This window comes from Bacillus sp. AMCV2, from assembly GCF_056033925.1.
The window spans coordinates 3736896-3751054 of sequence record NZ_JBVYIB010000002.1 but is presented as its reverse complement, the minus strand read 5'-3'; the positions used below and the strand labels follow the sequence as shown (position 1 = coordinate 3751054).

At 45.5% G+C, this 14159-nt stretch carries 13 protein-coding genes; all 13 read left to right on the top strand.

Going from position 1 to position 14159, the window contains the following annotated elements; all coding sequences use genetic code 11:
- The first annotated feature begins 2 nt into the window (after positions 1-2).
- On the top strand, positions 3-1022 hold the full coding sequence (locus tag AC0OMA_RS19350) for a PseG/SpsG family protein (protein WP_474222350.1): 1020 nt from the start codon (positions 3-5) through the stop codon (positions 1020-1022).
- A 24-nt stretch (positions 1023-1046) separates the two neighbouring features.
- The gene (locus tag AC0OMA_RS19345) at positions 1047-1787 is read left to right on the top strand and encodes a sugar phosphate nucleotidyltransferase (RefSeq protein ID WP_014478328.1); all 741 of its coding nucleotides are present in this window, start codon (positions 1047-1049) and stop codon (positions 1785-1787) included.
- Complete coding sequence (gene rfbB, locus AC0OMA_RS19340; protein WP_029726219.1) at positions 1787-2734, top strand: dTDP-glucose 4,6-dehydratase; 948 nt, start codon at positions 1787-1789, stop codon at positions 2732-2734. The genes AC0OMA_RS19345 and rfbB overlap by 1 nt, the downstream gene beginning before the upstream one ends.
- A 13-nt stretch (positions 2735-2747) precedes the next feature.
- Positions 2748-3599 (top strand): dTDP-4-dehydrorhamnose reductase, encoded by an 852-nt coding sequence (gene rfbD / locus AC0OMA_RS19335; protein ID WP_015250965.1) that lies wholly within the window; start codon positions 2748-2750, stop codon positions 3597-3599.
- The gene (locus AC0OMA_RS19330) at positions 3592-4047 is read left to right on the top strand and encodes a dTDP-4-dehydrorhamnose 3,5-epimerase family protein (protein WP_003222100.1); all 456 of its coding nucleotides are present in this window, start codon (positions 3592-3594) and stop codon (positions 4045-4047) included. The genes rfbD and AC0OMA_RS19330 overlap by 8 nt, the downstream gene beginning before the upstream one ends.
- Before the next feature lie 323 nt (positions 4048-4370).
- The gene (gene bslB / locus AC0OMA_RS19325; protein ID WP_003227472.1) at positions 4371-4835 is read left to right on the top strand and encodes a biofilm surface layer hydrophobin BslB; all 465 of its coding nucleotides are present in this window, start codon (positions 4371-4373) and stop codon (positions 4833-4835) included.
- 176 nt (positions 4836-5011) lie between these two features.
- Entirely contained in the window at positions 5012-6286 is a 1275-nt protein-coding gene (gene rocG, locus AC0OMA_RS19320) for a glutamate dehydrogenase (RefSeq protein ID WP_003227482.1), read from the top strand.
- A 226-nt stretch (positions 6287-6512) separates the two neighbouring features.
- Entirely contained in the window at positions 6513-8060 is a 1548-nt protein-coding gene (gene pruA / locus AC0OMA_RS19315; protein WP_015384963.1) for an L-glutamate gamma-semialdehyde dehydrogenase, read from the top strand.
- A gap of 73 nt (positions 8061-8133) precedes the next feature.
- On the top strand, positions 8134-9834 hold the full coding sequence (locus AC0OMA_RS19310; protein WP_181220270.1) for a M20 family metallopeptidase: 1701 nt from the start codon (positions 8134-8136) through the stop codon (positions 9832-9834).
- Positions 9834-11246: an amino acid permease gene (locus AC0OMA_RS19305; RefSeq protein WP_015250969.1), complete on the top strand. Its 1413-nt coding sequence runs from the start codon at positions 9834-9836 to the stop codon at positions 11244-11246. The genes AC0OMA_RS19310 and AC0OMA_RS19305 overlap by 1 nt, the downstream gene beginning before the upstream one ends.
- Positions 11247-11455: 209 nt before the next feature.
- Positions 11456-12694: an MFS transporter gene (locus tag AC0OMA_RS19300; RefSeq protein WP_322839985.1), complete on the top strand. Its 1239-nt coding sequence runs from the start codon at positions 11456-11458 to the stop codon at positions 12692-12694.
- A 151-nt stretch (positions 12695-12845) separates the two neighbouring features.
- Positions 12846-13460, top strand: a complete 615-nt coding sequence (bacA, locus tag AC0OMA_RS19295) for a prephenate decarboxylase (protein WP_009968341.1) — start codon at positions 12846-12848, stop codon at positions 13458-13460.
- The gene (gene bacB / locus AC0OMA_RS19290; RefSeq protein ID WP_113712951.1) at positions 13450-14157 is read left to right on the top strand and encodes a 3-((4R)-4-hydroxycyclohexa-1,5-dien-1-yl)-2-oxopropanoate isomerase; all 708 of its coding nucleotides are present in this window, start codon (positions 13450-13452) and stop codon (positions 14155-14157) included. The genes bacA and bacB overlap by 11 nt, the downstream gene beginning before the upstream one ends.
- The last annotated feature ends 2 nt before the right edge of the window (positions 14158-14159 follow it).

Below are 14159 nucleotides of genomic sequence, written 5' to 3'. Positions count from 1 at the left end.
CCATGCATGTTGGGATCTTCGCAGACGGCGGCTATGAAAAGGGAATGGGCCATGTTGTCCGGATGAAGAGACTTGCGGAAGAACTCAAACAGAGCTGCTTGATTACGTTTTACACGAATCAGGAGTCTGAAGCGTTTCTTCATGAAGAGCATTGGCGTGTCATCTTAAAGCCGGAGCTGCAGCAGCACGAATTTATTCTCCGGGAAATAAAAAGCAAGAAGCTTGATTTGCTTTTGTTTGATATTCTAGGCGCCCCTGCAGAGCTGTTAAAGAAAATAAAGACGGAGACAGATGCGAAAATTGTTCTTTTTGAAGAGAAAAACGGTAAATCGATTCAATATAGTGACGCAGTCATTAACGGAATTTACGGTGACATCAGAAGCAGGGTGTACGTTCAGGGAAACACACGCATCTATGAAGGCCCGGACTATCTTATTCTTCACCCCGCCTTTCAGGCCGCTAGAGAGGATTACACACTTAAGAAAGACTGCCGCAATATCCTTGTTGCATTAGGAGGAAGTGATCCGAAGCAGCTTATTTTTAAAGTGCTGGCTGCCGCTGATCAAGTCCCCGACATAAAAGACAAAAACATGATGTTTGTGATGGGGAGCGCTTCACTGCATCAAGAGGCAGTCCGAAGGCGGATCGAAAAGAAGCCGCAGTACAAGATGATCGAACAGACAAATGATATGGCAGGTTTGATGAAACAAGCGGACGCAGCCATTGTCGCCGGCGGCATCTCTCTATATGAAGCCATTTGTATCGGCGTGCCGTGCCTTGTTCTTTCTCAGGTTGAGCATCAAACGGCTACAGCCAAAACATTTGCTGACCAAGGCGCCGCTCTTGATCTTGGATTGGGTGAGCTTGTACCGGATGAAACACTCATCTATCAGATGTCGCGCATTATGAGCAGCTATCCTCTTCGCCTTTCTTTGCACAAGGGAGGAAGGCCGCTCGTGGATGGCAAAGGCATCAAGCGGGTAACAGCTATTCTTCAAGATTTATATGAACAAGAGATATAAAAATGCATGTAAGGAAGTGTTAATGTGAAAGGTGTTATTTTAGCCGGAGGAAACGGCTCACGCCTTATGCCCTTAACGAAAGCCGTCAACAAGCATTTGCTTCCTGTAGGCCCGTATCCGATGATATACTGGTCGATTATGAAGCTGGAGGAAGCCGGAATAAAAGACATTTTACTCATCAGCCAAAAAGAGCATATGCCGCAATTTTATAAACTGCTTGGGAACGGAGAAGAGCTTGGCGTTACAATCACTTATCAAGTACAGCCTGCCGCCTCGGGCATTTCGGATGGGCTGTCTTATGCAAAGCGCTTTACGAAAAAAGAGTCTTTCATTTTATTATTAGGTGATAATATATTTGAAGATTCATTAAAGCCTTATACAGAACGCTTTGAACAGCAGGGGAAAGGAGCAAAAGTGCTTCTGAAAGAAGTTGATGACCCGGAACGCTTCGGGATTGCTGAGATTGATGAGAAAAACAAGCGGATTCGTTCCATCATCGAAAAGCCCGAACAGCCACCGACTAACCTTTGTGTTACCGGCATTTATATGTATGATGCAGAGGTGTTTTCGTATATTGAACAAATATCACCATCAAAGCGCGGCGAGCTGGAAATCACCGATGTGAATAATCTATACATCGAAAACAGCCAGCTTACGTATGATGTGTTATCAGGCTGGTGGGTAGATGCCGGAACTCACGAATCGCTTTATCTCGCTTCCCAGCTTGTACACCAGGCTTTACGGAAAGGACAGGACGAAAAGTGATGGCAAAATCATATTTAATTACAGGCGGGGCCGGCTTCATCGGGCTCACGTTTACAAAGCTCATGCTAAGGGAAACCGATGCGCGCATTACCGTTTTAGATAAACTGACGTACGCCAGCCACCCGGAGGAAATGGAAAAATTACAGCAAAACAGCCGATTTCGCTTTGTAAAAGGGGACATCAGCGTTCAGGAGGATATCGACCGGGCGTTTGACGAGACCTACGATGGCGTCATTCACTTCGCAGCAGAATCGCATGTGGACAGAAGCATTTCCCAAGCGGAGCCGTTTATCACCACAAATGTCATGGGGACATACCGATTGGCGGAAGCGGTCTTGAAAGGAAAAGCCAAGAAGCTGATTCATATTTCAACAGATGAGGTATACGGGGATTTAAAAGCGGATGATCCCGCGTTTACAGAAACGACGCCGCTTTCTCCTAATAACCCATACTCAGCCAGCAAAGCAAGCTCAGATTTGCTCGTGTTGTCTTATGTGAAAACCCACAAGCTTCCGGCCATCATTACACGATGCAGCAACAATTACGGACCTTATCAGCACAGCGAAAAAATGATTCCGACGATTATCCGTCATGCGAAGCAGGGCCTGCCTGTTCCGCTGTATGGCGATGGACTCCAGATCCGAGACTGGCTGTTTGCGGAGGATCATTGCCGCGCGATCAAGCTGATTTTAGAAAAAGGAACCGACGGCGAGGTGTATAACATCGGCGGCGGAAATGAACGCACGAATAAAGAGCTGGCGAGTGCCATTTTGAAGCATCTGGGCTGTGAGGAATTGTTCGCCCACGTGGAAGACCGAAAAGGGCATGACCGGCGCTATGCGATCAATGCATCAAAGCTGAAAAACGAACTGGGCTGGCGGCAGGAAGTGACGTTTGAAGAAGGCATTGCGCGTACGATTCAGTGGTATACAGACAATGACCGATGAGAAGGTGATCTGATTGACAAAGGTATTGGTGACTGGGGCGGGAGGACAGCTTGGCTTGGAACTATGCCGCCAGCTGAAGCAAGCCGGATATGAGGTCATTGCGTTAACAAAGAAGATGATGAACATTGCTGACCAGCGCTCAGTACGGCATTCGTTTGGCCATTATCAGCCGGATATCGTGGTCAATAGCGCCGCGTTTACGTCGGTTGATCAATGCGAGAAAGAGCTTGATAAAGCGTACTTGATTAACGGAATCGGCGCTTATTATACAGCGCTTGAGTCAACCCGCATCGGAGCTCAATATGTTCATATCAGCACGGACTATGTATTCAATGGGAAAGGAACCCAGCCATATAGGGAAGACGATCCCCTCGATCCGAAAACCATTTATGGCAAAAGCAAAAGGCTCGGAGAAGAACTGATACGATTAACGACAAAAGACAGCACGATCATCAGAACATCGTGGGTGTACGGACATGGCGGCAGTAATTTCGTTGAAACCATGCTGAAGCTTGCTGAAACGAAACAAGAGCTTCGGGTTGTCAGCGATCAAATTGGTTCGCCGACTTATACGAAGGATTTAGCAGAAGCGGTCATCAAGCTGTTCAGCCATCCGCCGGGCATCTATCATGTCAGCAATTCAGGCATATGCAGCTGGTATGAGTTTGCGACGGCAATTATGGAAGAAAGCGGGCTGGAAACAGCCATTTTGCCTGTAACGACAGAGGAATACGGGAACAAAACGCCCCGCCCGGCATACTCTGTGCTGAGCCATCGGGCCATTGAAGAAGCCGGCATCCGGCCCCGCCACTGGCGGGAAGCGTTACGGGAGTATTTGCAGGAAAGGAGCAGTGCATGTGATTGATGGAGTCAAGGTGAAAAAATTGACGAAGCATAGCGATGACAGAGGCTTTTTTGCTGAGCTGGTCCGGGACGATGAGAATCTCCTTGAGCATTTTGGGCAGGCTTCTTGGTCGAAAAGCTATCCGGGTGTGATTAAGGCATTTCATTATCATGAGAAGCAGGATGATCTCTGGTTCTTCCCAACCGGCCACGCTCAGGTTGTCCTATACGATCTTCGAGAGGATTCAAAGACAAAAGGAGAAACGGACGTCTATTATATGGGCGAAGACAACCCGATGCTGTTATTGATCCCAAAAGGGGTGGCTCACGGATACAGAGTGCTGGGAGAGACGCCGCTGACAATTATCTATTTTACCACCATGTCGTATAACCCGGATCAGCCTGATGAAAAAAGAATTCCGTGGAATGATGAGACGATCGGTTTTAACTGGAACACTGAATTCAGATAAAAATAGGAACGTGATCAATCGAAGAGCAGAGGCATCTTCGACTTTTTTTGCCCTTTTTTAAAATAGGATAAAAGATAGAAAATGCCAGGCGGATGTTACTAGAAAAAGAGAGAGAAATCGTCCATTTGAACCTTGTATAAACAGGAAGGAATTCTCATTGAATTCCAAGTGTTAATATTCCTTAAAAAACATTTACTTCCATGGAAAATGATGATAGATTAATTTTTAAGAAAAAGAACTGGTAATTCGCGAATTATGAAAAAGCGCTTTTTCTGCAGAGGACGCTCTGGCCAAATTTCAATAATCAATTAGGGGGAAATGTCATGCTAAAAAGAACTTCATTCGTATCTTCATTATTCATCAGTTCAGCTGTTTTACTATCAATCTTACTTCCTTCGGGCCAAGCTCATGCACAGTCTGCATCAATCGAGGCAAAAACAATTAACAGCACGAAAGAGTGGACCACTTCTGATATTGAAGTGACATATAAACCAAATGCGGTGCTTTCTCTCGGAGCGGTAGAATTTCAATTTCCTGACGGGTTTCATGCTACGACAAGAGATTCAGTGAATGGAAGAACACTGAAAGAAACACAGATTTTAAACGATGGAAAAACAGTCAGACTCCCGCTTACGCTTGATTTGTTAGGCGCATCCGAATTTGACCTCGTCATGGTGCGCAAAACGCTTCCTCGCGCAGGCACTTACACGATTAAAGGCGATGTAGTAAACGGTTTGGGAATCGGCAGTTTTTATGCTGAAACGCAGCTGGTGATTGATCCCCGTTAATCAATAGATTTGTAGTCAGAGACTGAGATGTTTTCAGTCTCTTTTTTTGTGGATTCAAAAGCTGGTACGGATCTTGCATGATGATAAGGGTGAATCCAATGCAGAAAGGAATTGGCGGGCTGATTTTTAAAAGCGCTTACATTACAGCCGGTCAAAAAAACAATGAGGTGAAAAAGATGTCAGCAAAGCAAGTCTCGAAAGATGAAGAAAAAGAAGCTCTTAACTTATTTCTGTCTACCCAAACAATCATTAAGGAAGCCCTTCGGAAACTGGGTTATCCGGGAGATATGTATGAACTCATGAAAGAGCCGCAGAGAATGCTCACTGTCCGCATTCCGGTCAAAATGGACAATGGGAGCGTCAAAGTGTTCACAGGCTACCGGTCACAGCACAATGATGCTGTCGGTCCGACAAAGGGGGGCGTTCGCTTCCATCCAGAAGTTAATGAAGAGGAAGTAAAGGCATTATCCATTTGGATGACACTCAAATGCGGGATTGCCAATCTTCCTTACGGCGGCGGGAAGGGCGGTATTATTTGTGATCCGCGGACAATGTCATTTGGAGAACTGGAAAGGCTGAGCAGGGGGTATGTCCGTGCCATCAGCCAGATCGTCGGTCCGACAAAGGATATTCCAGCTCCAGATGTATACACAAATTCGCAGATTATGGCGTGGATGATGGATGAGTACAGCCGGCTGCGGGAATTCGATTCTCCGGGCTTTATTACAGGTAAACCGCTTGTTTTGGGAGGATCGCAAGGACGGGAAACAGCGACGGCACAGGGCGTCACGATTTGTATTGAAGAGGCGGTGAAGAAAAAAGGGATCAAGCTGCAAAACGCGCGCATCATCATACAGGGCTTTGGAAACGCGGGTAGCTTCCTGGCCAAATTCATGCACGATGCGGGCGCGAAGGTGATCGGGATTTCTGATGCCAATGGCGGGCTCTACAACCCAGACGGCCTTGATATCCCTTATTTGCTCGATAAACGGGACAGCTTCGGTATGGTCACCAATTTATTTACTGACGTCATCACAAATGAGGAGCTGCTTGAAAAGGATTGCGATATTTTAGTGCCTGCCGCGATCTCCAATCAAATCACAGCCAAAAACGCACATAACATTCAGGCGTCAATTGTCGTTGAAGCGGCGAATGGACCGACAACCATTGATGCCACTAAGATCCTGAATGAAAGAGGCGTGCTGCTTGTGCCGGATATCCTGGCGAGTGCCGGCGGCGTCACGGTTTCTTATTTTGAATGGGTGCAGAATAACCAAGGATATTATTGGTCGGAAGAAGAGGTTGCAGAAAAATTGAGAAGCGTCATGGTCAGCTCGTTCGAAACAATTTATCAGACAGCGGCAACACATAAAGTGGATATGCGTTTGGCGGCTTACATGACGGGCATCAGAAAATCGGCAGAAGCATCGCGATTCCGCGGATGGGTCTAATTTGAGAAGCCTCCGCAAAATAATTTTGCGTTTGTTTTTTGCCTAAAGAGCAAAAATCGCAAAAAAAATTTGCGTTCAAGATCGGAAAAAGAGACAGGTGATCACCTGTTAGACAAATTTCTGTTCGATTTAACAAGTTTTTTCAGTAAAAGACAAGAAAATGGCATGATTCTTGCATTTTTATTCATATGCGAAGATATATTTCATAACACGAGGGGGACTACATATGACAGTCACATACGCGCACGAACCATTTACCGATTTTACGGAAGCAAAGAATAAAACTGCATTTGGGGAGTCATTGGCCTTTGTAAACACTCAGCTCGGCAAGCATTATCCGCTTGTCATAAATGGAGAAAAAATTGAAACGGACCGCAAAATCATTTCTATTAACCCGGCAAATAAAGAAGAGATCATTGGGTACGCGTCTACAGCGGATCAAGAGCTTGCTGAAAAAGCGATGCAAGCCGCATTGCAGGCATTTGATTCCTGGAAAAAACAAAGACCGGAGCACCGCGCGAATATTCTCTTTAAGGCAGCGGCTATTTTGCGCAGAAGAAAGCATGAATTTTCAAGCTATCTTGTGAAGGAAGCGGGAAAACCGTGGAAGGAAGCAGATGCGGACACGGCTGAAGCGATAGACTTTTTAGAGTTCTATGCGCGCCAAATGTTAAAGCTCAAGGAAGGGGCTCCGGTGAAGAGCCGTGCTGGCGAGTTCAATCAATATCATTACGAAGCGCTTGGCGTCGGCATCGTCATTTCTCCATTTAACTTCCCGCTCGCGATTATGGCGGGAACAGCGGCGGCAGCGATTGTGACAGGAAATACGATTCTCTTAAAACCGGCTGACGCAGCCCCGGTAGTGGCAGCAAAATTTGTCGAGGTCATGGAGGAAGCGGGTCTGCCAAACGGCGTTCTGAATTACATTCCGGGAGATGGAGCGGAGATCGGTGATTTCTTAGTTGAGCATCCGAAAACACGGTTTGTCTCATTTACAGGTTCCCGTGCAGTCGGCTGCCGGATTTATGAGCGAGCCGCCAAAGTGCAGCCGGGCCAAAAATGGCTCAAACGGGTAATTGCAGAAATGGGCGGAAAAGACACAGTGCTTGTTGACAAGGACGCTGATCTTGACCTTGCTGCATCCTCTATCGTGTACTCAGCATTTGGATATTCAGGACAGAAGTGTTCTGCGGGCTCCCGCGCGGTTATCCATCAGGATGTTTATGATGAAGTGGTGGAAAAAGCTGTGGCGCTGACCAAAACGCTGACTGTCGGCAATCCAGAAGATCCAGATACGTATATGGGTCCCGTGATTCATGAAGCATCCTATAACAAAGTGATGAAATACATTGAAATCGGCAAATCTGAAGGCAAGCTATTGGCCGGCGGAGAAGGCGATGATTCAAAAGGCTACTTTATTCAGCCGACGATCTTTGCAGATGTTGATGAAAACGCCCGCTTGATGCAGGAAGAAATTTTCGGCCCGGTTGTTGCGATTTGCAAAGGGCGTGATTTCGATCATATGCTGGAGATTGCCAATAACACGGAATACGGATTAACAGGTGCGCTTCTGACGAAAAACCGTGCGCACATTGAACGGGCGCGCGAGGATTTCCATGTCGGAAACCTATATTTTAACAGAGGATGTACCGGAGCAATTGTCGGCTATCAGCCGTTCGGCGGTTTTAATATGTCAGGAACAGACTCAAAAGCAGGCGGTCCCGATTACTTAATTCTTCATATGCAAGCCAAAACAACGTCCGAAGCTTTTTGATTTGAGAGAAATAAAATCGTGCGATTCTTTAGCAGATCGCACGATTTCAACTTTTTGATCAGGAGGACAATTTATGCAGTATACAAAAATCAGTCACATGAATCCGGCTGAAAGAGTGGAGGCGCTGACAGCATCTCTGGTCAGCCTCAGCAGCGTGAACGGTACTGTTGGAGAAGGGACAAAAGCAGATTTCATCAAAGAAGTGATCACGAGCTATCCTTATTTTCAGGAAAACCCCAGTCATGTGTGGGAACAGGCCATTCCCAATGACCCATACAATCGCAAAAATATTTTTGCGTTTATTAAAGGACATGGAGAAAGCCGTAATACAGTCATTTACCATGCCCATCTGGATACAGTTGGAATTGAAGATTTCGGCCCTTTAAAGGATATCGCTTTTGATTGTGAGAAATTGGCCGAGTATTTCAGCCGCTATGAGTTCGATCAGGATGTTCAGCGGGATGCCGAATCAGGCGATTGGATGTTCGGAAGAGGATCTGTCGATATGCAAAGCGGCATCGCCGTGCATTTAGCCAATCTCCTGCATTTTTCGGAGAACCTTGAGACGTTGCCGGGAAATGTATTGTTTATGGCCAATCCCGATGAGGAGAGTCAGCATTCGGGCATTCTCGCGAGCATTTCAGAGTTGAACCGGCTAAAAAAAGAAAAACAGCTTCACTATTTGGCTGCTATTAATACGGATTTTATTACCCCGCTTTACGATGGTGATCAGACAAGATATATCTATACCGGAGCCGCGGGAAAACTGCTGCCTTGCTTTTACATTTACGGGCGTGAAGTCCATGTTGGCGATACACTGGCAGGGATTGACCCAAATTTCATTTCATCTGAAATCACAAGCCGTCTCCACAATAACATCCATCTGGCAGAAAAGGTTGAAGGGGAGTTGGTTCTGCCACCATCCTGTTTGTATCAGCGTGATAACAAGGAATCCTATAATGTGCAAACGGCTGTCAGCACCAGCTTGTATTTCAATTGTTTTATTTATGAAAGAACAGCAAAAGAAATGATGGATTTGCTTATTGCAGTCACTGAGGAAGCGTGCCGAGAGACAGAACAAAAATTATCAGATTATTATGAAGAATATGTAAAAAGAGCCAACCTGCCAAAGAAACATTTATCATGGGGCATTCAAGTGTATAGCCTGGAACAATACTTAGAAAAGCTGAGAAACCGGGGGATAGATCCTGAGCAGTGTATCGAGCAGACATTCAAAGCCAACGAGCACCTTGAACTTCGCATGAGATGCTTTCAGGCAATCGAAGAGCTTCAAAAGCTTGACCCCGATCAAGGCGCAAAAGTCATTCTATTTTACGCACCTCCTTACCTGCCGCATAACTATTTGAAAGAAGATAGCGCAAGAGATCAGCTTTTGCAGCATGTGATTAAAGAAGCGGCTGACAAAACCGCTGAATCGACAGGCGAAACATTTGTCTTCAAAAAGTTTTTCCCCTACTTGGCAGACGGCAGTTTTTTATCACTGCACGAAACCGATGGCGAAATTGATTCTTTTATCAGGAACTTCCCTGGGTGGAATGTGATTGGGACCATTCCGTTCAAAGATATACGCAAGCTGAATATTCCATCCATTAATATGGGTGTGTACGGAAAAGACGGCCATAAATGGACAGAACGAGTCTATAAACCGTACACATTTCATGTATTGCCTCTCCTCATACAGCAAACCACCGTTCACCTTTTGCAGAGCTACCGGATGACCATCACGGCAAAAGAACCAAAGGGGGAAGGATGATGCAGAATCATAAAAATGAATTGCAGCGCAGCATGAAAAGCAGGCATTTGTTTATGATTGCTTTGGGAGGGGTGATTGGCACTGGGCTGTTTCTAGGCTCTGGCTTTACCATTAGCCAGGCGGGACCGCTCGGCGCCATTGCCGCTTATATCATCGGCGGATTTTTAATGTATCTCGTCATGCTTTGTTTAGGAGAATTGGCTGTTGCCATGCCGGTGGCCGGATCGTTTCAGGCTTACGCCACTAAATTTCTGGGACCGTCGACAGGCTTTATGATTGGCTGGCTGTATTGGTTCAGCTGGGCGAATACAGTGGGGTTAGAGCTGACGTCAGCAGGCATTTTGATGCAAAGGTGGCTGCCCTCCGTTCCGATCTGGATATGGTGCCTCGTGTTCGGCATCGTCATCTTTTTGATTAATGCGCTCTCTGTCAGAAGCTTTGCAGAAATGGAATTTTGGTTTTCAAGCATCAAAGTGGCGGCGATCATATTATTTATTGTGATTGGCGGAGCCGCTGTGTTTGGCTTGATTGACTTTAAAGGCGGACAGGAAACACCCTTTTTGTCTAACTTTATGACTGATAGAGGGCTTTTCCCTAATGGGGTGCTGGCCGTTATGTTTACGCTGGTCATGGTGAACTTCTCGTTCCAGGGAACGGAGCTTGTCGGCATTGCGGCAGGGGAAAGTGAAAGCCCGGAAAAAACACTGCCAAAGTCCATTCGAAATGTCATTTGGCGCACGCTGTTTTTCTTTGTGCTCGCTATGTTCGTCTTGGTTGCCATCCTTCCGTACAAAACGGCGGGGGTGATTGAAAGCCCGTTTGTGGCGGTACTCGATCAAATCGGCATCCCATTTTCGGCAGATATCATGAACTTTGTCATCTTAACAGCCATTTTATCTGTTGCTAATTCGGGGTTGTATGCGGCGTCGCGTATGATGTGGTCACTTTCATCAAATCAAATGGGTCCATCCTTTCTCACCAGACTGACAAAAAAAGGCGTGCCGATGAATGCCCTGCTGATTACGCTAGGCATTTCAGGCTGTTCGCTGCTGACAAGTGTCATGGCCGCAGAAACAGTGTATTTATGGTGTATCTCAATCTCGGGCATGGTGACAGTTGTCGCGTGGATGTCCATTTGTGCGTCGCAATTTTTCTTTCGCAGACGTTTCCTTGCTGAAGGCGGAAATGTGAATGATCTGGAGTTCAGAACGCCGCTTTATCCGCTAGTCCCGATTCTCGGATTTTGTTTATATGGCTGCGTGTTGATCAGCCTTATTTTCATTCCGGATCAAAGAATCGGCTTATACTGCGGTGTGCCGATCATTATTTTCTGCTATGCATACTATCATCTAAGCATCAAAAAGCGTATAAATCATGAACCGATTGAAAAAAAGCAGACAGAGGCGCAATAGAAAAAGCTCTCCGGGAGGCCGGAGAGCTTTTTTACGCGTTACATCCTCATGTATTTTTAGAATGAAATATAGAAATATATAATGGGATTTAAATGAAAATAATAAAACTTATAAATATTTCGTTCGAATTGTAAATAGTGAAAAAACAATGCTAAACTATAATACAACTTTTATGATAAGAAGATTATGGAAGAGGTGTTTGAGAAAGAATGAACAGCAATCAAAACAATGACATCAAAACAAAACATCATTTTCCGTTATTGATGGCATTGGCTTTAACGATGGGGGTATTTGCAGCCGGATCTGAAGAGCTTGTGATCTCACCGCTGCTGCCGGATTTAGCAAAAGCCTTCAGCTCAGATGTCAGTGTCCTTGCATTATCTATCAGTATTTACGGCATTATGATTTTTATCGGTGCGCCGCTTTTGGTTCCATTAGGCGATAAATACTCCAGAGAACTGAGCTTATTGGCCGGGCTTATGATCTTTATCATAGGAACGGTGATATGCGCTTTGGCTCAAAATATTTTTTTCTTCTTTTTAGGCCGGGCGCTTTCGGGATTGGCTGCGGGAGCGTTTGTTCCGACCGCTTACGCAGTTGTCGGTGATCGTGTTCCTTATACATACCGGGGCAAGGTGATGGGACTGATCGTTTCAAGCTGGTCGCTGGCGCTGATTTTCGGAGTGCCGCTCGGATCATTTATCGGTGGCGTCCTGCATTGGAGATGGACGTTTTGGATTTTCGCCTTGATGGGCGTTTTAGTTGTCCTGCTGATTCTCCTTGAAATGCGCCGCCATGCCCAACATAAAAACAGCGGCAAGGAAGAAATAGAAGGGCCGGCAGGAACATTCCGGGATGCGCTGAAAGTCCCTCGTGTACCTGTTTATATCACGATAACCTTTTGTAATATGATTGGTTTTTACGGTATGTATTCCTTTTTAGGCACCTATCTTCAGGACGTTTTTACCGGAGGAAACACGGCTGCGGGCTTATTTATCATGATTTATGGAATCGGGTTTTCCATGAGTGTGATTACAGGAAAGATAGCCGACCGCATCGGAAAAATGCGCTCCCTTTTGATTGCGCTGGGGGTCATCAGCGTTCTGCTGGCGTGTTTACCATATGCGCCGGCGTCAATGTTTCTGTTAATCGTCAGCCTATTTATTTGGGGATTAATGCAAAGTTTGACGGTGACGCTGCTCAGCACCATTTTGAGTGACTGCTCAGAGCGTCATCGCGGAAAAGTCATGGTGTTTTACAGCCTCGCCTCGAATCTGGCCGTGACATTAGGTTCTGCTTTAATGGGACCCGTCTATGTGGCATACGGCTATGCAGCTGTCGGATTGATTTGCGCAGCCATCACAGTCTTCGGATTTGTGCTCAGTATATTCGCATATAAAAAGTACGGCAAACTTGAGCAGAAGCACGATCAGTCCTTATCTCAATAAACAAAGTTTCTAAATTCCTATAATTAAAAACCCTTTATAAAGGGTTTTTTTGTTTGTATGGGAATAATTATCAATATTTTCAAAAAACATTGACAGTTCAATTTCCGCTGGATAAAATTTACTTAAAATTTTAAAAGATTGGTTGGTGCTCATGATTATATTGGATAATAGCATTCAGACAAAAAAAAGAACTGATTCACTATCCAAACTCATTACAGTCAACACGCTCGGCCCTGAGGGGACAAGCAGTGAGTACGCAGCAAAGCATTTCATTTCCAATTTTACTCTTCTACAAGGGCTGAACAGTAAATTGTCCTTGCATGATACTTTTGAATCATGCATCGAAAGGACGCTCCAAAGCCCGCTGGAATATACCATCGTCCCACATGCTTACGATGGCATTAAGCATTTCTACATGAGGCCGGATTTGCAGCTATTGCAGATCTTCAGGTGCGATACACCGATGTACGGCCTGGCTGTTCGTCCTGATTTTGAATTCAGAGACGATATGCTTGATACATCTGTTATTGTTTCACATCCTTCACCTATTAATTTAATCAAATATTTTACCCGCAAAGATGTTCGTTTCAAACTAGTCAATTCAACCAGTCAAGCCGCAAGAAAAGTAAAAGAAGGTTTGTATGACATTGCCTTAACCAATGAGCTTGCACGGCAAAAGTACGGGCTAACCTTTGTAAAAACATTCAAAAGCATTCCAATGAGCTGGTCATTATTTGGAAAAGGAGACGTTGATGATGAAAACTAAAGAAGATATGCAGGAGCTTTATTTCCCGACACCGAAATTAATTGAATGGGAAAACGGAGTGAGGCAGTATTCAACCGTACGAGGGGATACTGAAGTATTAATGTCTTACGTCCCGCCGCATACCAATGTTGAACCCCATCAGCATAAGGAGGTCCAAATCGGCATGGTCGTTTCTGGCGAGCTGATGATGACTGTCGGAGATGTGACAAGAAAAATGACAGCCTTGGAATCTGCCTATATCGCGCCGCCGCATGTGCCTCACGGGGCAAGAAACGACACAGACCAAGAAGTGATTGCTATTGATATCAAGCGGCTGAAAGCTGATGAAACATATACAAGTCCTGAGGACTACTTTTTGGATATTTTCAAAACAAGAGACCTGCTGCCGGGCATGGAAGTCACGTTCTTTGTTGAGGATTGGGTAGAAATTATGCTTGCCAAAATCCCTGGAAATGGCGGAGAAATGCCTTTCCATAAACATCGGAATGAACAAATCGGCATCTGCATCGGCGGCGGCTATGACATGACGGTCGAAGGCTGCACAGTCGAGATGAAATTCGGCACAGCCTATTTCTGTGAGCCTCGTGAAAATCACGGTGCCATCAACCGTTCGGAAAAAGAATCAAAATCGATTAATATCTTCTTCCCGCCGCGCTACAACAGAGCAAAAGCAAAAAAAATGAAGGCGGATGAATGATC

Bases quoted from the DNA above. Each gene is read 5' to 3' on its own strand.
- AC0OMA_RS19310 (WP_181220270.1), top strand. From the start codon at position 8,134: ATGCAGTATACAAAAATCAGTCACATGAATCCGGCTGAAAGAGTGGAG.
- bslB (WP_003227472.1), top strand. From the start codon at position 4,371: ATGCTAAAAAGAACTTCATTCGTATCTTCATTATTCATCAGTTCAGCT.
- bacB (WP_113712951.1), top strand. From the start codon at position 13,450: ATGAAAACTAAAGAAGATATGCAGGAGCTTTATTTCCCGACACCGAAA.
- AC0OMA_RS19350 (WP_474222350.1), top strand. From the start codon at position 3: ATGCATGTTGGGATCTTCGCAGACGGCGGCTATGAAAAGGGAATGGGC.
- AC0OMA_RS19305 (WP_015250969.1), top strand. From the start codon at position 9,834: ATGCAGAATCATAAAAATGAATTGCAGCGCAGCATGAAAAGCAGGCAT.
- AC0OMA_RS19300 (WP_322839985.1), top strand. From the start codon at position 11,456: ATGAACAGCAATCAAAACAATGACATCAAAACAAAACATCATTTTCCG.
- rfbB (WP_029726219.1), top strand. From the start codon at position 1,787: ATGGCAAAATCATATTTAATTACAGGCGGGGCCGGCTTCATCGGGCTC.
- rocG (WP_003227482.1), top strand. From the start codon at position 5,012: ATGTCAGCAAAGCAAGTCTCGAAAGATGAAGAAAAAGAAGCTCTTAAC.
- pruA (WP_015384963.1), top strand. From the start codon at position 6,513: ATGACAGTCACATACGCGCACGAACCATTTACCGATTTTACGGAAGCA.
- bacA (WP_009968341.1), top strand. From the start codon at position 12,846: ATGATTATATTGGATAATAGCATTCAGACAAAAAAAAGAACTGATTCA.